General features: G+C 65.7%; 8 protein-coding genes. 3 read left to right on the top strand and 5 right to left on the bottom strand.

Translation table 11 applies throughout. The features are described from left to right. Positions 1-20: 20 nt before the first annotated feature. From V6N07_RS17000 to V6N07_RS16985, 4 genes are all read right to left on the bottom strand, one after another. A complete protein-coding gene (locus V6N07_RS17000; protein WP_371157987.1) occupies positions 21-1,940 on the bottom strand; it encodes a calcium-binding protein in 1,920 nt (639 codons plus the stop codon). 120 nt (positions 1,941-2,060) lie between these two features. Further along, positions 2,061-4,082 (bottom strand): calcium-binding protein, encoded by a 2,022-nt coding sequence (locus V6N07_RS16995; RefSeq protein ID WP_371157985.1) that lies wholly within the window; start codon positions 4,080-4,082, stop codon positions 2,061-2,063. A gap of 90 nt (positions 4,083-4,172) precedes the next feature. Then, entirely contained in the window at positions 4,173-10,220 is a 6,048-nt protein-coding gene (locus V6N07_RS16990; protein ID WP_371157983.1) for a hypothetical protein, read from the bottom strand. A 109-nt stretch (positions 10,221-10,329) separates the two neighbouring features. Beyond that, positions 10,330-11,898 carry a methyltransferase domain-containing protein gene (locus tag V6N07_RS16985; RefSeq protein ID WP_371157981.1) on the bottom strand — a complete coding sequence of 523 codons (1,569 nt, stop codon included), beginning with the start codon at positions 11,896-11,898 and terminating at the stop codon, positions 10,330-10,332. 202 nt (positions 11,899-12,100) lie between these two features. On the opposite strand from V6N07_RS16985, the gene V6N07_RS16980 reads away from it, so the two are divergent. The 3 genes from V6N07_RS16980 (at position 12,101) to V6N07_RS16970 (ending at position 18,823) form a co-directional block, all read left to right on the top strand. After that, a complete protein-coding gene (locus V6N07_RS16980) occupies positions 12,101-13,897 on the top strand; it encodes a calcium-binding protein (RefSeq protein WP_371157979.1) in 1,797 nt (598 codons plus the stop codon). 45 nt (positions 13,898-13,942) lie between these two features. Further along, positions 13,943-15,799: a hypothetical protein gene (locus V6N07_RS16975; protein ID WP_371157977.1), complete on the top strand. Its 1,857-nt coding sequence runs from the start codon at positions 13,943-13,945 to the stop codon at positions 15,797-15,799. A 138-nt stretch (positions 15,800-15,937) separates the two neighbouring features. Beyond that, positions 15,938-18,823: a Calx-beta domain-containing protein gene (locus V6N07_RS16970; protein WP_371157975.1), complete on the top strand. Its 2,886-nt coding sequence runs from the start codon at positions 15,938-15,940 to the stop codon at positions 18,821-18,823. Positions 18,824-18,911: 88 nt separating this feature from the next. Here V6N07_RS16970 and V6N07_RS16965 read toward each other — a convergent pair whose 3' ends face one another. Next, the gene (locus V6N07_RS16965; protein ID WP_371157973.1) at positions 18,912-20,288 is read right to left on the bottom strand and encodes an NAD-dependent succinate-semialdehyde dehydrogenase; all 1,377 of its coding nucleotides are present in this window, start codon (positions 20,286-20,288) and stop codon (positions 18,912-18,914) included. Between the last annotated feature and the right edge of the window lie 103 nt (positions 20,289-20,391).

Raw genomic sequence — 20,391 nt, 5'->3', positions numbered from 1 at the left:
CCCCTCCCGGTTTGTGGACATCACGCCATCAGATCGAACACCTGACCGTTCAGACGCAGATTAATTTCGGATTGCCCATCGCCGTCGACCAAGGCCCAGATGATCTGACCCGTCGGGCGGTAGATGACAAAGGCCTCGTCGGTTCCGGCATCCCCCGCACTGGCGGTGTTGGCGACATTGATCTGGAACTGATCCGCCGTGGCCGCACCACCGAAGACGAGAACATCGCCGTCGGAGGCCGAGTAGTCCTGAATCCAGTCGCTGCCGTGGTCGGCAATGCCGAGGTGGAAGAACGTATCCGCCCCGTCCCCCCCGTTCACCCGGTCGGACCCAAACCCGCCGTTGACGAAATCCATGCCATCGCCGCCGAAGATCTCGTCCCCGAAGGCACTGCCAGTCAGGGTATCATTGCCAGCGCCCCCGATCACGGTGTCGGCGCCAAAACCGCCGGCGACGTCGTCGTTGCCGGCGTCGCCCCGCAGCTCGTCGTTGCCATACCCGCCGTCGATCGTGTCGTTGCCCGCGCCGCCGAAGATCAGATCGCGCAGGTCGCCTGCGGACGCGCCGCCCGTGATCACGTCGTCGCCCTCCCCGCCGATCAGGGTGTCGTTGCCGTCGCCGCCGTTGATCGTGTCGTCACCGGCAAGGCCGTCCAACCGGTCCGCTCCGGATCCCCCCGTCAGCACATCTGCCCCGGACGTGCCGGTATCGATGACAGGTGGATCTGCCGGGGGCGGGCTGAGCGGTTGCGGCTGTCCGTCGATCAGGATCGTGAACTCCGTCTCCAGCCCGTCGAGCATGTAGCCGAAGCCGTTGGGGAAGATCACCGCGTCGAAAGCATTGAGGGAACGTCCGGGCGTCTGATCCTCGAAGGTGGTCGAGGGCGTGACCGGCGCGCCGCTGGCGTCGAACTGCCGGACCACGGCCTCCTGCCGGTAGGGGCTGCCGCCGATGGTGTGATAGACCACCGCATAGCCCCCGTCGGACAGCGGAAAGACCCGGCCCGCGTATTCGGTGGCGTCCCCGGTGATATCCTCGCTGATGACCTCGGGGCCGCGCGCGATGCTGCCGTCGGTGGCGAAGATCGCCTGGAACAGCTCGGGCGAGGTATCGACCCCCTCGCGCTGACTGGCATAGGTCACCACCGTGCGCCCGTCGGGCAGGGTGGTGGCGTTCAGCCGGTCGTTGAGGATCGTGTTCCAGCGGACGTTGTCGGTGCCGCCCAGCGACGTCTCCTCGCCCAGCTGGTTCGCGTCGGCATCGAAACGGCGCATCCAGACGTTGTGGGACACCGCATCCTGATAGAGCACCAGCGCCCCGTCCCCGGCCGCGATCATGACCGCCGACAAGGGCCTGGCCCCCAGCAGGGCGATGGGCGCATCGCCCGTCGGCGTGAAGCTGAAGCCCGTCGGTTCACCGTCCGGCCGGGCGATGGTGCCTTCGATCTGGGATCGCGCCGCGGCGTCGACGATGACGCCGGCCGTACCCAGCAGGCCATTGGCCAGTTCGGGCAGGGGGACGGCCGGAAGCGGGGTGCCCGGCGCATCGGGCTGCGGCGTGCCATCGGCCGAAAAGCGCAGGCTGTCGGCAAAGCTGGGGTTTGCCACCGGGTTCTCGCGCTGAACGATCGGGTCGGAGCCGGAATAGAAGATCGTGAAGCCGCCATCGTCCTCGGGCACGACGGCGGTCGCATTGGCGACATATGGCAGGGTGATGAAGCCGAGGTTCCAGCCCGCCAGCTGATCGTCGGTGGCATCGGTCATGCGCCGTTCGTCGATCAGCAGGTTGCCGGAATCGTCATAGACGCTGAACGTGGCGTCGGTGCCCACGGGCACGGTGGTGCCGTCGTTGAAGAAGAACAACCGGTCCTCGACCCGGATGGTGTTCGAGTCGAAGCCCGTGAGGATGTTGGGAAAGGTTCCGCCAAATGCGATAGCCATGCGTCTGATAACCTGAATGATCCGAATTCAAAGCGCGGCCCACCGTCAGGAGGGCCGCCGCCGCGCCGTGAGGATCCTAGGTCGGTCCAAGGGGCCTGTCGGCCCCTCGTTCAGGGGGGGTCAGGCCAGCAAATCCGTCTCCACCCCGCCGACGCGCAGGGTGATTTCCGCCTCGGCCATGCCATCCACCAGCGCCCAGATGATCTGACCGGTCGGACGATAGATGATGAAGGCCTCGTCGGTTCCGGCATCCCCGGCACTGGCGGTATTGGCGGCGTTGATCTGGAACTGATCCGCCGTGGCCGCCCCGCCGAAGACGAGGACATCGCCATCGGCGGCGGAATAATCCTGAATCCAGTCGCTGCCGTGGTCGGCAATGCCGAGGTGGAAGAAGCTGTCCGCCCCTGCGCCCCCGTTCACCCGGTCGCTGCCAAAGCCGCCGTTGACGAAATCCATGCCGTCGCCGCCATAGATCTCGTCCCCGAAGGCGCTGCCCGTCAGGGTGTCATTGCCAGCGCCCCCGATCACGGTATCGGCGCCGAAACCGCCGGCGATGTTGTCGTTGCCGGCATCGCCGCGCAGCTCGTCATTGCCATGGCCGCCGTCGATACTGTCGTTGCCCGCTCCGCCAAAAATCACGTCGCGCAAATCGCGTTCGTCTGTACCACCAAGAATTGTATCGTTTCCGTCATTTCCCAAAACGGTATCATTCCCGTTCCCTGCTTCGATCCTGTCAGCGATTGAGGACCCTTCGATCCGTTCGCTTTCGCTTGTGCCGCGATTGGTGCCTGCCTCAATTGTTATTCGGTATCCTTCGCCGTCACGGCCAATGCCGTCTGCGGAAACGAAAACGGAGTATCTCTGATCGGCTGTAGCCAGAAACTCCAGCGTTGTCGTCGAGTCCCTCGAATTCTCGCCCGCCAGTGAATTGTCTAGCGCGTCAGCAATTCCAAGGTAGTGGTCCTGAAGGCCGGTCGCTGTACCATCTCCCTCAATTGAGACGCGGTAGACCGCGCCAGCGACACCGTCAAAAGCTATTCGATCACCGTCGCCGCTGTAGTCAATTCGACTGATAAACGTTTCACCAAAATTCATAGAGGCTTGGGTGTCAAGTTCGCGCGAAATTTCCTGTTGGATAGAGTATTTATACCCTCCAGTGCTACTCCAATATTGCAGGTCGGCGTAGACAGTCCCATCCTCCGTGGGATCGAACGTAGTAAGAGTTCCGCCGCTACGGTTGAAATTGGCACTCAATTGCTCGCCGTTGTCGCCGCGGAGCACAATTCTCGTGCTCTGGATGCTGGTGCCGGTACCATCTCCTTCCATTCGGAATACGTAGCCGTAGCCGGCAGCCAGATCAGTCCGCACCCAGTCACTGTCGTCATTGTAGTCGATACGGCTTTGCATTTGTCCACCGACCGCCAGATTTTCGACCGTTCCCAGATTGCTGGAAATCTCGCGTTCGATAGAATATTCATAGCCGCCGAGTGTATTCCAGTACTGTAAATCAGCATAGACTGTCTGATCCGACGTCGGGTTCAATACTGTCAAGGTTCCGCCAGAGCGATTGAAGTTGTTGGTCAGCTGCTCGCCATTATCGTCGCGCATGATAATTTCTGCGCTTCGGATGGTGTCTGCCGTGCCATCGCCTTCCATCCGGAAAATATATCCATATCCAGCGGTTATGTCCGTGCGCACCCAATCGCTGTCATTCGTGTAATCAATACGGCCTTGCATTTGCCTGCCAACATCGAGATTGGCAACAGTGCTCAGATTATTCGACGTCTCACGCTGAATGAAATATTCGTAGCCACCTACACTATCCCAATATTGAAGATCGGCGTAAACAATAGTATCCGAAACAGGATTGAACGAAACATACGTACCACCAGAACGATTATATCCGAACGTCAATTGCTCGCCATTCTCATTTCTGAGTGCGAGCTCGGAGCTTGTAATAGTGGTCGCGGTTCCATCACCTTCCATTCGAAAGGCATAACCATAACCGCCCTCCAGATTTGATCTTATCCAGTCGCGGTCGCCCACAAAATTGATGCTTCCGGCGACTCTGTCCTCAAGGCCCACAGTAAATGTAGTGCTTTGATCACTGGGCATATCTTCGGTTTCACGGAAATCAGTCATAGATTACTCCATAAAATAGAATGTATCAAAAATGCGTGCTGGTCAGATTTTCCCCTGAACCCCAAAATTGAATTTTATACGCGGCAGCCCTCAAGTCAACAAATCCGCCTCCACCCCGCCGACGCGCAGGGTGATGCTGTCTTCGTCCATGCCATCGACGAGCGCCCAGATGATCTGGCCGGTCGGGCGATAGATGACGAAGGCTTCGTCCACGTCGTCGGCGCCTGCGTTGGTCGTGTTGGCGGCGTTGATCTGGAAGTCCGCTGCCGTGGCCGCACCGCCGAAGATCAGGATGTCGCCGTCGGCGGCGCTGTAATCCTGGATGAAATCGCTGCCGTGGTCGAAGATGCCGAGGTGGAAGAAGCGGTCCGCGCCTTCGCCGCCGTTGAGGCGGTCACTGCCGAAGCCGCCGTTGATGAAATCGATCCCGTCGCCGCCGAAGATGACATCCCCGAAGGCGCCGCTGGTCAGGGTGTCGTCGCCGGTGCCGCCGATGACCGTGTCCGCGCCGAAGCCCCCCCCGACGGAATCGTCGCCCGCATCGCCGCGCAGTTCATCGTTGCCCGCGCCGCCGTCGATGGTGTCGTTGCCATCGCCACCGAAGACCAGGTCGCGCAGGTCGGCATCGCTGTCGCCGCCGATGATCCGGTCGTCGCCCCCGCCCCCGATCAGGGTGTCGTTGCCATCGCCGCCACGGATCACGTCACCGCCGAGGCCGCCGTCGATCCGGTCGTTGCCCGCCTCGCCGGACAGGACGTCATCGCCGAAGGCGCCCGTCAGCACGTCGTCGCCCCCCCGTCCCTCGATGGTGTCGGCGCCTGCCTCGCCGGCGAGGGTGTCGCCTGCCTCCGTCCCGATCAGGGTGCGCCCGATCAAAGCATCGGCGGTGATCGTGGCGTCGGTAAAGCGGAAGACCTCCACCCCTTCGACGAGGTCGTTGCCGTCGGGACCGATAAGGGAGAAGCTGCCGCCGAAATCGACGATCGTCATCTCGGCAAGCAGGGCGTCGATGAACAGGGTATCGTCACCCGCCCCACCGAAGATGGTATCGTCGTTGCGCCCGGCAATCAGGGTGTCGTCGCCCGCCCCGCCGCGCATCTCATCCGCGCCGCCGAGCCCTGTCAGGACGTCGTCGGCACGCGTCCCGAGCAGAAGCGTTCCGCGCGAGGACCCCGAGACGGTCAGGCCCGTCGCCTCGGTCATGAAGGTGCCGTCGGACAGTTCGATCCTTTCGACCCGGTCCCAAAGGTCGATCCCCGTCAGGCTGTGCTGGATGAAGGTCGCGCTGGTGAGGGTGGTGCCGTCGGCCCAGCCGATCGCCTGCGTCGTCTCGTCGTAGAACACGGACAGGTTCGCGGATGTCAGGCCGTCGAACCGCACGGTATCGGCACCGCCATCCGAATCCTCGGCCACGATGTCGATGGCCGCATCCGGCCCGAGCCGGCCATCGATCCCGTCGCGGATCCTGCTGCCGTCCGCGGCACCGATGATATAGAGGTCATCGCCCGCGTCCCCCGCCATCAGGTCGCCATCCGCGCCGCCGATCAGGGTGTCGTTGCCGACGTTGCCGCGCAGGGTGTCGATGCCTGCCCCGCCCAGAAGGGAATCGTCGTCGAACACGCCAAGCAGGCTGTCGTCCCCGTCGCTGCCGATCAGGGTGTCGTCCCCCTGATCGCCGATGATCGTGTCGTCGCCGCCCAACCCGTCGATCCGGTCGGGCCCGTCCGTTCCGATCAGCTCGTCCGGGCCATCGGTCGGTGTCAGCGGCGTGATTGCCGCCGTCTCCGCGAAGCTTCGGATCCCGTCGGTGAATTCCAGGGTTTCGATGCTTTCGTCGATGGTGTCCGCACCATCGGCCGAGGTGACGATGATGCCGCCGGCGGTGGTGGCGACCGTCACATCGCCGAAGGCGGCCGCGATGACGGCCACGTCCTCGCCCGCGCCGCCGATCAGGACGTCGTCCCCGGTGCCGCCGATCAACCTGTCAGACAGGGCCCCGCCGGTCAGCGTGTCGGCCCCGTCCAGCCCGATCAGGACGGCATCGACGTCGCCGCCGCGGATCAGGTCGTCGCCCGCCCGCCCGGTCACCGTCAGGCCGGCCGAGGTGGCCGCGGCAAAGCCGTTGTAGGCGATGCCCGACAGGTCGAGCGCGCCGGTGTCCATGCCGACGATCACGTCGACCACGGTGGTGCCGATGTCGCCCGCGATCGACAGGGCCGACAGCCCCTCGATCTGGGATTGGGCAAAGCCGATGGTGACGGTGCCTTCGGTGCCGTGCTGCACGAACGCGCCTTCGACCCCGGTGACGTCGTCGTCGCGGAAATCATAGATGGCATCGCCGCTGCCGAACATCTGCAGACGGTCGAAGCCCGTGCCCCCGACGATCACGTCGCCCACGACATTCGCGCCCTCGATCTGGAACAGGTCGTCGCCGTCGCCACCGATCACCGTATCCGCCGCGGCCCCGAAACCGCCGAAGATGGTGTCGTTGCCGCCCCCGCCATCAAGCCGGTTGGACGCGCCGTCCCCGCCGATGAAATCGTTGCCCGACCCGGCCTCGATGTTCTCGATCCCCGACAGGGCGTGCCCGAAGGTGTCGGTCTGGTTCAGCGAGACGTTGAAATCCTGCGTGCCGAGGGCCGAGCCCGCGATGCGGTAGGTGTCGACCCCTTCGCCGCCGTCCAGATCGCCGCCCGACCCGGCGATCAGCGTGTCGTTGCCGCCCAAGCCGATCAGGGTGTCGGGCCCGCCCGCGCCCCCGTCCAGGATGTTGGCGCCGTCGTCGCCGGTGATGGTGTCGGACCCGCTGCCGCCGACCACGTCCTCGACCCCGGTGATCGTGTCGGTCCCGATTTCGGGGCCCGTTGCCGTGCCGGCCAGCAGGTCGACCGCCACCCCGAGAGAGGAGGAGCGGAAGGTGATCACGTCGCGGTCGCCCGATCCGCCGTCATAGAGGTCATCGCCCGCCCCCGAAGCGGCGTTCAGGGAATCGTCGCCTTCGCCGCCGCGCAGCGTGTCGTCGCCCGCCTCGCCGGACAGAAGGTCATTGCCCCGACCGCCGTCGATGTCGTCATCGGCGTCCGTTCCGCGCGTCACGTCGTCGGTGCCGACGTCGATGACGAACTCTTCCTCGACCGGCTGGCCGGTTCTCGGATCGACGGCGACCATCTCCAGCGACAGCAGGCTGAACCCGAGTTCCAGCTGCGTGCCGCCGGAAAGGGAGGTCTCGTGACTGAGGATGCTGACGTTGCTCAGATCGAAGGTCTGGAACGTCTGCAGCGGGCCGCCGGCGGACGCGCGCGCCAGCGTCAGGTTGGCGGTCGGGAATTGTTCACCCTCGAAGGCGCTTTCGGTCAGAAGGTCGACGAAATGCTCTCCGGCGCCGATCTGCAACGTGATGGAGCGCAGGACCTGCGGCGACCCGTCGCTGGCCGGGCGGCTGCCAAGGTCGGCCATGTCGATGTCGTAGTCGTCGACCGTCACGAAACCTTCGAAACCCGACACCACGGAGGATCCCTCCAACCCCGGAAGCTTGAGGAAGGCGGAAATGTTCAGGTCTTCCGAAAGATCCGTCGGACGCGGTGACGATGGGCCCTCCAGATTGAAGGGAATTAGGTTTGAGGAAGCGGGGTTACTGAAGGTGGTGGCCGTCGTCTCGACAAGATCGCCGGAGCTGTTGGGCGTGAACTCCGTCATCTTCAATGTGCTGTATCCCAGGGACACACGCGTCACATCATTAAGGCCTTCGGTATATCCCAGAACGGCGACATCCTGCAGTTCGTATTCGACGGTCTGCGTGGGCGCGCCGGTCCCGTCCGTCTGCTGAATGTCCGTGAAGACCGCCTCGCCGAGGGTGTCACCGGTGGTCAGCGCCGACAGGAATGTCAGGTTCCTGACGTCACCGGGCGCGAGGTCGATGGTCAATGGCGACACGGACGGGAGCGTCGAACCACGCGGCGGGACAATCGAGACATCGAAATCCTTCGACATATCCAGATCGTATCCGAGGATGTCGATTTCCGCCTTGCCCAGAGCATCGAGCGTGCCCGTCATCTCCAGCGCCCGTCCGGTTGCGGCCTGCCCGGTCAGGGGGCCGCCGCCGCCCTCGGCCGGGTTCAGAAATGCCAGATCCGTGTCGTCGGGCGTGGCGGTCCGATCGATCGCGACGGTGGACCCGGTGTCGAGTTTACCGTCGGTCCCGATGACCGCCTGCTTGATCTCCACGTCCCGGAAGTTCAGCAGAACCCGCACGCCGCCATCCGACCGATCCGTAACATCGGTGACATTCACGGTCGACAGGTCGATGGTCTGGATCACGGTCTCGTTGGTGCCATCCTGGGTGATGACGATTTTTCCGGTGTCTTTGAATTCTCCCGTGCCGACCAGGCTGCGCAATTCGGTGATGCCGCGTTCGCCCGCCTCCAGATCGAGGGTTATCGCCGAAAGGTCCACGACATCCGGGCCGTCGTCCGACAGCTGGACGACATCGGCGTGATACTGCACCGCTTCGACGTCGATCTGGCCCTTGAAGACCTTGGAGGCGCTGTCACCCGTGACCCCGTCGAGATCCAGAAAGATCTGACCGGCTATCTCGGACGTCGCGTCGCGCAGGTCCGATTGCCACGCCGCATCGACCTGTTGGAAATCCGTATCCGTGGCGTTCGTGTCGAACGACGTCGTCTCGGCCGTCTTGCCATCGTCGGACGGCTTGCTGCTCGTGACGTTGATATCGTCGAAGCCGAAGACGAGCCGATTTTGGGTGGTCGTGCCGAAGGAATAGCCTTTGATCGTGGCCCCGGTCAGGGTCACGGTTTCCGCCGCGTCCGCCTCGGCCAGCCCCTGATCGAAGGCCTTGAGCGTTACGCTGGCGATATCGGCGCCCGAGGTCAGCAGGCCCAGAAGATCAGACCCGTGGCCATCGAGGTCCGGCAGGTCGACGATCAGCTCCGATATGGCGATGCCGCCGGCAAGATCATACATCGCGAAGTCGAAGCCGGTGGCGTCGAACCATCCGCTTTCGCCGACGAAATCGGACGGCGCATCCCCGTCGATGCCCTCGATCTTCAGAAAGACGGCGCGCTCCGTCTGGTCGGGACGATCGGTGACGTCGATATCCGGAAAGGCCTCGCTGATCAGGACGGCGGTCTGGTCGCCCCGCGGCTCCGTCTGCGTCGTGGCCCCGAAATCGATCTGCGTCTCATCCGAGCCGTCCTCCGGACTGATGATCGTCCGCGTATCGACACGGCCATAGTCGAACGCGGCCCTCAGGGACCCGCCTTCTGTCATGCTGACTGCGGTGGTGACCAATTCGCCGGTCAGATCGATCGTTCGACCGATCTGCGCCTCGGACGCCCCCGTCAGTTCCACGATCTTCATGCCGCCAAGGCTTTTCCCGTCTTCCACGTTCGCGAAGAAGGCCGCGGCGGTGCCGCTGCTGTCCGTTTCCAGATCCACCATCAGCGGCGACAGGAGCGGCAGGTTGCCGGGGCCTTCGGCATTGGCCAGCGACAGGGTGAGGTCCGACACCGCGAACCCGTCCACCGGAACGCTCGTTCCGGGGAGTTCGACCTGCAACGGCCCGTCGCGATCCTCGATCGACAGGATGAACCTGCCCCCGCCGGATCCCAGCCCGGTCGCGAATTGCTGATTGCCGTTGATGTCGGTAAAGCCCGCCTCCGCGGTGGCATCGATCGTCACGGCCTGTTTCGTGTCAAGGGTGCCATCGGGCCGGAGGGGCGTGGATTCGATCCCGATCCGCGCGGGGGCGACGGTAAACTGCAAATTGCCGGGCGGGTTGACGTAATCGACGATGCGGGAGTCCGTGAGCGCGATTTCGCGGATGATCACCTGACCGGCGGGCGCCGCCGTCGTCAGGAACAGCGTCGCATCCAGCGAGGTCTCGTCCGTCAGACGCGCCTGCAGACTGGCAAGCGGGCCCACGCTGTCGGTGTCGATCCTGAATTCGAACGGGGCATAGCCCGCCGAAAGGCCGAGGCCATCGTCCGTGGGAACAACGCTCGTCTGGATGCCGTATTCGAAATCGGACAGGGCGAAGACATCGATCAGGTTGCCGTCGCCGTCCGTGACCGTCCGATCGCCCGTAAGTCCGCCAATGTTCAGAAACGCAGATACCGTCATGACAAGCCCCTTCGGCATGGCGGTGGTGACCCGGCATCACGCCCCTGTTTCGTTAATCAATAACCGGACGCTACGTCACCCTGTCGGGTCTGTCGAATGTTTTGGCCCGTCAGGGCGGCGTTCCGGCGGGCGGGGCCAACAAGGCGGCGCCTTCGGCAAACCGAAGCAGCTTTTCCAGCACGGCCTCCGCCATCCTCGGCACGGCCGCGGCCGCCTGGTCCGCGCCCATGGCAAGGGTATCGATTCCGTTCACGCGCAGGGTGCCTTGGCGCAACTCCTCCATGATCGCATCGAGCAGGTCCGCGCGACCCCGCGTGCCGTCCATCAGGCGCAGGATCCGGCGTGATCCATCATCTGGCGACACCGTCCTGTGGCGAAGCGACGTCAGCCACCCCTGACCGTCGGTCAGCTCGGCCCGCGCCACGGGCCAGACCGTCGGCATCGCCTCCCGCCCCCGCCCGACCCGCAGGGGCACATCCGCCAGTTGCACATGCCCCCCGAGCACGAGGCCGAACAACCGCCGCGCCGCCGGCCCGGACATCGACCCGCCGACGGCCTCCTCGACCGAAAGGGACGCGGGCGCCGCTTCGGACAGGCGCGTCAGCATCCCGATCATGTCCGGCGCATCGACGCGCAGCGTCCCTGCGGGCGATGTCCACGCCTCGCCGTTCGGGGCCTCGTCGTCGCGCGCGGGATCGTGCCGCAGGTCGCAGACCGCATGCAGGCCCGCCATCCCCGCCGGTCCCAGCGACCTGTCCCCGCCCGTGGTGGTCAGAAGGGACCGCCGGAATTGCCGTCCGGTGAAGAAGTCCATGTATTGTTCCACTGCCAACCCGTCGCCCCCCGCGATGGCGCGCACCGCCTCGGCGGTCGTCGGTTCCAGCAGGTCGGGGATGGAGGAGGCGACGTCCGTCTCGGACAGGAAATGCAGCCCCTGCGACAGGGCCCGTCTGGCGAAGGTATGAAAGAAGCAGGGCTTGTTTTCCTCGGCGAGGAATTCACCGAGGATATAGCTGTCGGGCAGGGCCGCGTTCAGCTTTGCCTCCTTGCGCAGCAATTGCCCGTGAAGGCTGGTCTCGGGTGACAGGTCGGCCAGTTTCCGCAACGCCCAGCGTGCCCGCGCGACCCGGTGCTGCGGCGTGCCCGCCGTGCCGGCGTGATACATGCACAGGTCGCGGACGACGCCCTTCATGCTCCAGCCCGGATAGGTGTTGTAGCTGACATAGGCGATGCCGTTCGGCGTCAGGCATCGTGCCGCGATCTCAAGGATGGCGGTCTGCACCGCGTCGGGCACCCATGAATAGACGCCGTGGCAGATGACGTAGTCGAATGTCTCCCCCCGCAGGTCCAGCGCGCCGATATCCCCCTGTCGGATGTCCACGTTGGTCAGGCCAAGCGCGGCGATCCGCGCCCGCCCGTCGTCGACCTGTCGCGGCGTGAGGTCGATGCCGAGGTAGCGGCTCTGGGGATTGGCCTGCGCCAGCGGGATCAGGTTGCCCCCGGCCGCGCAGCCCAGTTCCAGAACCCGCGCCCGGTCGGATGGCGTGGGGTGCAGCCCGAACAGGCGGGCCACGGCCGCAAGATGCGCGGGGCGCGACATCGGGTGCGGCATCGAGCTGTAGGGCATGTCGTTGTAGTCGCCGCCCGGACGGGCCGTGGTGGGGGTCGCCTGATCCATCGAAATCCCGCTCGTGCTGACAATGCCGGGCAAAGCGTAGGGGCCGTTGCCCCCCTTGCCAAGCGGCGCGGGGTCCGGGCCGCCGGGGGGCACGGGCCGGGGCCTTGCCTGCGATTGCTCCGTCAGCCCCCTGAACAGGGGGGTTCGTCCGGACGCCGACCCGTGCAAGACATGGCGCGCCCAAGGGAGAGGAGCCCCACCGATGTCCGACCTGCTGACCCTGCCTGACGGACGCACCGTCACATGGCGCTTCGACGCAACGCTCGACACGCCCGCGATCCGCGTGACCTTCGCCGGGGCCGATGGCACCCTTCAGGGCACCGACCTGCGCGTGGTGCCGACCGAGGCGGGCGCGCGCCTTCAGGTCATGGGGATCCAGTCCATCGACGAGGACCGCGGCATCCGCGTCTATTTCCACGAGGATACCTTCACCACCGGCGATGACGGCAGCATCTATGCCCGCGACTTCGCCCCCGGCTTTGCCCCGCTGCCCGAGACCATCTCGCGCGAGTTCCACCTGTTCCCCCAGACCGGCGCCAGCCTGCTGACGCTGGAAAGCGGACAGATGCTCTATGGTGCGGAACGGCTGAGCGCGGTGTCCGAGACGACGTTCCTGCCCGACACGCTGTTCCCGACCAGTTTCCTCGATCGCATCTTCCCCTATTCGCAGGACATCGCGGAAACCGGTGACGGGGGTGTCGTCTGGGCCACCATGAGCCGCAGCGCCCCGTTCGATGCCACGCCCGTGCAGGTGCATCTGTTCGACAGCGATCTGGATGCGGTGTCGACCAAGGTGGGCGTGGGGTCGGACCTGCACCGCGCGAACACATCCGACCTGACATCCTCGGTCGATGCGGTGTCGGTGACCACGCTGGCCGATGGACGCATCGCCGTCGCCTGGACCAGCGAACGCTATGCCACCGCGGATCGCAGCGGCGATCCGCAGAACGGCGTGTTCCTGTCGATCCTGAACCCGGACCTGAGCGTCGCGCTGCCCGAGGTGCAGGTCACGCCCGACGGCGCGCAGGTGCAGGAAAAACCGCAGGTCTATGCGCTGGACGCGGGCGGTTTCGCGCTGGCCTTCCAGAACCGCCAGCAGGGCAATTCCGCGTTCTCGAACGACATGGTGATCCAAACCTACGACGCGACCGGCCGCCGCGTGGCCGAGGAGACGATCAGCCGCGCGTCCGGCGGTCCCGGCTATGGGTTCGATACCGAAGATCTGGTCGTCTCGCCCGATGGCACGACGTTCCTTCTCGGACAGACAGAGGTCGTGACCTTCGAGGACCGACCGGCAGCCGCAGGCCCCGCCATGCCGTCATCGGGCGATGACCTGCTGGAAGGCGGGCCGGGCGCCGACCGTATCGACGGCCTTGCCGGGGACGACACGATCAACGGCGGCGACGGCAATGACACCCTGATCGGCGGGGAGGGCGACGACGTGATCACGGGTGGTGTCACATCGGCCGACCTGCGCGATCTGATCTATGGCGGCGCGGGCAACGACACGATCGACGGCGGGTATGGCAACGACGAACTGCGCGGCGATGCCGGCAACGACAACATCGCCGGCGGCTTTGGCGCAGATACCGTGATCGGGGGCGCTGGCAATGATACCCTGACCGGCAGTGCCTTCGGGGATGAGATCTTCGGCGGCGATGGCATGGACTTCGTCAACGGCGGCTTTGGCAGCGACCGGGTCAACGGCGGCGCGGGGGCCGACAGCTTCTTCCACCTCGGCATTGCCGACCACGGCAGCGACTGGATTCAGGACTACTCGGCGGCCGATGGCGATGTCCTCGTCTTCGGCGGGGCGGCCACGGCGGATCAGTTCCAGATCAACCAGGCCAACACCGCCAGCGCCGGGGATGCCGGAACCGACGAGGCCTTCGTGATCTACCGACCGACAGGGCAGATCATCTGGGCGCTGGTCGACGGCATGGGCGAGGCCGCCATCACCCTGCGCGCAGGCGGGGTGGAGTTCGACTTGATGGGGTGACATGGGTTAACGTAACGGCAGCTCCCTTTTTCGAGGACATTGCAAATGCTTTCCCAATTGATCCCCTTTCCTTGGCAAACCCTTGCAGGCGTCGGCACCACGCCCGAGCAATACGCGATCTCGACGGACGGCGAGACTGTCGTGATGCAGCTGCCCGTGCGGGGCGGGTTGAGCGCCCAGATTGTCTCCTACGACGTGTCGGAGGGGACGTTCGCGACCGTCCTGCCCGTCCTGTCCCTTGCCAGTCAGAACACCACCACGGCCGTCAGCTTTGCCTCCGACGCGGGCGACCGGGTGGCATTGACCACGGGCGAGGCATTGGTGGCGGCGGACGTGGACGGCGCGGTCGATGTCTACGTGATCGGCGGGCCCGACGATTACACCCTGATCCAGCCCGAAGGCGTGGCCCGCAACATCGGCGTGACGCTCGGCGCGTTTTCGGGTGACGGCAACCACGCGGTCATCCGCGCAGGCGACGAGATCGCCCTGATCGACATCGCGGACGGCACGCAGGTGGATCTGGACGCGATGCTTGGCGCCGCAGGGTTCGATGTGACCTACGGAAACAACAACGACCGCCGGCCCGTCGCCATTTCGGATGATGGGGACCGCGTGGCGGTCTGGCTGTTTCAGGAGCAGGTCATCTACGACCACAGCGACGGGTCGCTGACCACCCTTGAGGAGATTGCCCCCGGTTTCACCCTCGGCGCCGCCAATTCGACGCCCGTGCTGTCGGGCAACGGACGATACCTGTTCTTCTACGCCAATCCCGTCTTCACCGACCGCGAGGACGGTCTGGTGCGGGTCGAGATCGACACCGGCGCGGTGGATTACGTCTATTTCGCGAATGACGGCCAATTGCCCTTCTCGGTGTCCGACGATGGGCGCTACGTCGCTTTCACCACGACCGTACCCGGTCTGACGCCCGACGATCCCCCGGACGACGCCTTTCCGACGGAGCCGGACGTCTTCGTGCGCGACATGGAGACCGGCGCCCTGACCCGGATCGCGCCGGACGCGGCGGACGGCGCATTGCCCGCACGTTTCAACGGCGCCGATCCCGTCATCTCGGGCGACGGCAGCACGCTGCTGGTGTCGGCGCAGCTGTCCGATGTGCTCGACTTCCGCGATCCGTCCTACGGAAGCGCCTACCTCGTGGATGGGTACGGCGCATGGCTGCCGGCGGTGGTGGGGACCGAGGGGGCCGATACCCTGCCCGGCACGGACGGGGCCGACGTGATCCGCGGCCTCGGCGGGGCCGACCTGCTGCGCGGGTTCGCGGGCGATGACACGCTGGAAGGGGGCGACGGCGCGGACACCCTCGACGGCGGGGCGGGCGATGACCTGCTGCGCGGCGGCACCTCGGAGGCCGACCTGAGCGACGTCATCTTCGGCGGGGCGGGCAACGACAGCATAGAAGGCGGATACGGCAACGATGCCCTCAACGGCGGCGAGGGCCACGACACGATCGCAGGCGGTTTCGGCGTGGATACGGTCATCGGCAACGGCGGCGACGACGTCCTGACCGGCAGCGCCTTCTCCGACCTGATGTTCGGCGGCGACGGGATGGATTTCGTCAACGGCGGGTTCGGATCGGACCGGGTGAACGGGGGGGCCGGGGCGGACCGGTTCTATCACCTCGGCGTGCTCGGCCACGGGTCGGACTGGATTCAGGACTATTCGGCCGCCGAAGGCGATATCCTCGTCTTTGGCGGCACAGCCACCGCCGCCCAGTTCCAGATAAACCGGGCGAATACCGCCGAGGCGGGTGCCGACGGCGTGGACGAAGCCTTCGTGATCTACAGGCCGACCGGCCAGATCATCTGGGCCCTCGTCGACGGGATGGGGCAGGATGAAATCATCTTGCGCGCAGGCGGGGTCGAGACGGATCTTTTGGCGTGATCGGACCGGGTGTGGGGTGACAGGGCGGGCGGAATTTGGTTTCCTCCGCGCACCGGGGCACGCCTTGCCCGCGATTGATGAATTCCTTTTGCTCGCCATTTTTCAGGCAAGCTGATCCCCTTGTCGGAGACCCTGCAAATGCCCGTTCTGTCCCTAAGCAATACCCGCATCCTCGAAGGCGACCGCAGCTTCGAATCCGCGTTGTTCCGCGTCACGCTGGACGAGGCGGCCTCGGCCCCCGTCAGCTTTCGGTATTACACCACCGACGGCACCGCATCGGCGGCGCGGGGCGATTACAACGAACGCACGGGCGACATCACCATTCAGCCCGGCACGACCAGCGTCGACATCCCCGTCACCGTCTATGGCGGCACCGGCGTCGAGGCGGACGAGACCTTTCACGTCGTCCTGCAGGCCACGGGCAACGCCACGCTGGCCGGGGGCGCGGCGGCGCTGGTCGGAACGGGGATCATCCTCGACGATGACGACGGCATCCCGACCGGAAGCACCGGCGTGTTCGGCACCGCGACCGGCATCTTCGGCCCGACGCCCGAGGCGGGGTTCCTGCCGACGGTGACGCTGCACGATGTCACCGTGATCGAAGGCGACCGCAGCTTCGAACCCGCGCGCTTCCTCGTGACGCTGGACCGGCCCGCGACCGCCGACGTCACCGTGTCCTATCACGTGCAGAGCGGCCTTGCGGGGGAACAGACCGGCGACATCTACGACCGGTCCGGCACCCTGACGATCGCCGCCGGGCAGCAGTCCAGCTATATCTCGGTCAACGTCGTCGGCGGGACCGGCCCCGAGGCGGACGAGACCTTCGATGTCGTCCTTACCGGTGTCCGCAACGGCGTGTTCTCCGGCGGGGCCGAGGCCATTGCCGCCACGGCGACCATCCTCGACGACGACAGCGGGCGCAGCGATCTGACCGGCGGTATCGGCGACCCCGGAGAGGAGATCCGCGGACCGGCATCGACCAGCCCCCTGCCCACCTTCCGGGTGCAGGACGTCAGCTTCATCGAAGGTGACAGCGGGTTCGAGGCCGCGCGCCTTCTGGTGACGCTGGATCAGCCCAGCAACAGCCCCATCACCGTCAGCTATTACACCCAGGACGGAAGCGCCGGCGCGCGCACCGGCGACTACTCCGAACGGACGAGCACCTTCACCATGCCCGCCGGCAGCACCAGCACCTATGTCACCATCAACGTCTACGGGGATCAGCTGCTGGAGGGGAACGAGGATTTCTCGGTCGTCTTCGCAGGCATTCAGGGGGGCCGCTTCGAGAACGACGCGCCCGCGTTGGAGGCGCGCGTAGCGATCATCGAGGACGACATCGGCCCGGTCAGCGGCCCCGGCGGCGTCGGCAACCCCGCCGTCGGGATCGAGGGCCCCGAATCCACGGCGCCCATCGTGCCGGTGCTGCAGGTCCACGATGCCTCTCTGATCGAGGGCGACAACAGTTTCGAATCGCTGCGCTTCCTCGTGACGATGGACCGCCCCGCGCCCGCGCCGGTCACCTTCAGCTATGTCACGATGGACGGAACCGCCGGGGATCGCAGCGGCGATTATGCCGACCGGACGGGAACGGTCACCATCCCGGCGGGCCAGCAGAGCACATGGATCACCGTCAATGTCTACGGCGATACGGTTCTGGAGGGGGACGAGGATTTCTCGCTGTTCCTCTATCGTATCTCCAACGCGAACTTCGTCGGCAACGCGCCCGCGCTGGTGGCGCGCGGCACGATCATCGATGACGACGGCGGCACGGTGACACGGCCCGCGGGCGTCGATGACCCGGCCGCCGGTGTGCGTGGTCCCGTCCCCGACGCCGCCGCCGTCAGCATCACGCCTGTCGCCATCAGCGTGATCGAAGGGTCCAGCAGTTCGCACATCCACTACGTTCCCGTCCTGTTGTCGGAACCGGCCCGCGGAAACGTCGTCATCGACTGGCGGACCGTGGCCACGGGCACCGCGACGGCGGATGTCGACTTCAACGAACGATCCGGCCAGTTGACGATTCCCGCGGGCGCGGCCTCCGGGGTGATCGGGATCACCGTCTATGGCGATACGGCCATCGAAGGGGATGAGACCTTCGGCCTCGAACTGACCAATGCGTCCAACGTGCTGTTCGCCAACGGCGAAAACTCCATCACGTCGGAAATCCGGATCGTCGGGGATGACGGTGCGGGCACCACCGGGGCCAGCCCCGATTTCGACCTTGGCACCGGGGCGACCGAAGGGGCGGATCAGCTGCTGGGATCGTTCGCGGCCGATGTGCTGGCCGGGAACGGTGGCAACGACACGATCAGCGGCCTGAACGGGGATGACACCCTGTCGGGCAACGAAGGCAACGACCTCGTGTCGGGCGGCGAGGGCAATGACGTCCTGTCCGGCGACGACGGGAACGATACGCTGAACGGGGGGAATGGCGCCGACCGGATCGCCGGGGGCACCGGCGATGACCTGATCATCGGCGGCACCAGCGATACCGACCTGCGCGACGTCGTGTTCGGCGGCGCGGGCAACGACACGATCGATGGTGGCTATGGCAACGACGAGCTGCGCGGCGACGCCGGCAACGACAACATCGCCGGGGGTTTCGGCGCCGATACCGTGATCGGCGGCACCGGCAATGACACCCTGACGGGCAGCGCCTTCGGGGATGAGATCTTTGGCGGCGACGGCATGGATTTCGTCAACGGCGGCTTCGGGTCGGACCGGGTGAACGGGGGGGACGGGGCGGATCTTTTCTTCCACCTCGGGATCCGCGACCACGGCAGCGACTGGATTCAGGATTACTCGGCCACCGAGGGTGATGTGCTGGTCTTCGGCGGTGCGGCCACGGCGGCGGATTTCCAGATCAACCGCGCCTTCACCGCCAGCGCGGGGGACGCCGGCACCGAGGAAGCCTTCGTCATCTACCGCCCGACCGGTCAGATCATCTGGGCGCTGGTCGACGGCATGGCCGAGGACAGCATCACCCTGCGCGTCGGTGGGGTGGACACCGATCTGCTGGCCTGATCGGCCGGGCCCCATGGGTGCCCGGCCATGTGTCACGGGGGAAACGGGGGCAAGGGCCTGTCCCTGCCCCCCCACAGGCCCCCCGTCATCACGGCAGGAAGATCGCCTTGATGTTCACGAACTCCTTCATGCCGAAACCGCCGTGTTCGCGGCCATGGCCGGAATCCTTGACGCCCCCGAAGGGCATGTTCGGATCCGCCGCCCCGAAGGAATTGATGCGCACCATGCCGGTGTCGAAATGGTTGCGCGCAAGGGCGACGGCGCGGTCCTCGTCCTTCGAGAAGATCCCCCCGCCAAGGCCGTAGCGGCTTTCGTTCGCGAGGCGCATCGCATCCTCGTCGTCACGCGCCCGGATGACCGACGCGACGGGGCCGAAGATCTCGTCATCGTAGGCGGGCATGCCGGGGGCCAGATCGGTCAGGACGGTTGCCGGGTAATAGGCGCCGGTGCCATCCGGCACCTCGCCCCCGCACAGAACGCGGGCCCCCTTGGCCACGCTGTCCCTGACCTGCTTGGCGACGGTATCGCGCTGATCCTTGCTGGACATCGGACCAAGCTGCGTCCCGGACGCGGTGGGGTCGCCCATCGTGATCTCGCGCATCTGCGCGACATAGGCATCGACGAAGGCATCGTGCACCGCGTCCGTCACGATGAACCGCTTGGCGGAAACGCAGGTCTGTCCGTTGTTGTAGAGCCGTCCCATGACGGAGTATTTCACCGCGACCTCGATGTCCGCATCCTCCAGCACGAGGTAGGCGTCGTTCGACCCAAGCTCCATCACCGTCTTCTTCAGGGCGCCCGCGGCCTTGGCCGACACGTGCCGCCCTGCCCCGTCGCTGCCGGTCAGGGTGACACCGCGCACCAGCGGATGTTCGATCAACGCGTCGCTGGTGTCATGGTCGATGATGATGACCTGGAACAGATCCGCAGGCAGGCCCGCCTGGATGCACAGCTTGCGCAGGTACAGACCCGTGCCGGTGCAGATGGTGGCGTGCTTCAGCACGCAGCCGTTGCCCGCCATCAGGTTCGCCGCCAGCACGCGCACGGGTTGATACAGCGGAAAGTTCCACGGCTGGATCGAATAGATCACGCCCAGCGGCTGATAGGTGACCAGTCCGCGCGCGCCCCTGGTGCCGTGGGTGCGTTCCTCATCGGCCAGCAGGTCGGGGCCGTGCTTGGCGGTATAGTCGAAGATCGCGGCGCAGATCTCGACCTCCTGCCTGCCATCTTGCAGGAGCTTGCCCGTCTCGCGCGTCATCAGGTCGGCGAGGTCATCCGCATGTGCGCGCAGCTTCGCGGCAATGGCCGTCAGGACCGGCGCGCGATCCGCATGGGACCGGTCGCGCCACTTGAGGAACGCCTTGTGACAGGCCTCCAGCTTGGCGGTGGCCTGATCCTTCGTCATCACGGTGTAGGTCTCGATCGTCTGGTTCGTCGCCGGGTTCACGGTGGTGATCGTCGTCATGAAAGTGCCTCCTTGGCTTGGAGCCACAACGGAGGCGCGGTGGCGGTGGTTCCATCACCCTTGCGTCACCGCGCACGCCGTCACCGGCGGGCGATCCGGTCGC

Origin of the sequence: Jannaschia sp. 2305UL9-9, from assembly GCF_041403465.1 — a bacterium.
GTDB lineage: Bacteria > Pseudomonadota > Alphaproteobacteria > Rhodobacterales > Rhodobacteraceae > Jannaschia.
Note: the sequence above shows the minus strand (reverse complement) of the source record. Positions and strands in the feature narration are given on the sequence as shown.

What these genes read in the sequence shown, in the direction of transcription:
- V6N07_RS17000 (WP_371157987.1), bottom strand. Translation starts at nt 1,940, where the DNA reads ATGGCTATCGCATTTGGCGGAACCTTTCCCAACATCCTCACGGGCTTC.
- V6N07_RS16995 (WP_371157985.1), bottom strand. Translation starts at nt 4,082, where the DNA reads ATGACTGATTTCCGTGAAACCGAAGATATGCCCAGTGATCAAAGCACT.
- V6N07_RS16990 (WP_371157983.1), bottom strand. Translation starts at nt 10,220, where the DNA reads ATGACGGTATCTGCGTTTCTGAACATTGGCGGACTTACGGGCGATCGG.
- V6N07_RS16985 (WP_371157981.1), bottom strand. Translation starts at nt 11,898, where the DNA reads ATGGATCAGGCGACCCCCACCACGGCCCGTCCGGGCGGCGACTACAAC.
- V6N07_RS16980 (WP_371157979.1), top strand. Translation starts at nt 12,101, where the DNA reads ATGTCCGACCTGCTGACCCTGCCTGACGGACGCACCGTCACATGGCGC.
- V6N07_RS16975 (WP_371157977.1), top strand. Translation starts at nt 13,943, where the DNA reads ATGCTTTCCCAATTGATCCCCTTTCCTTGGCAAACCCTTGCAGGCGTC.
- V6N07_RS16970 (WP_371157975.1), top strand. Translation starts at nt 15,938, where the DNA reads ATGCCCGTTCTGTCCCTAAGCAATACCCGCATCCTCGAAGGCGACCGC.
- V6N07_RS16965 (WP_371157973.1), bottom strand. Translation starts at nt 20,288, where the DNA reads ATGACGACGATCACCACCGTGAACCCGGCGACGAACCAGACGATCGAG.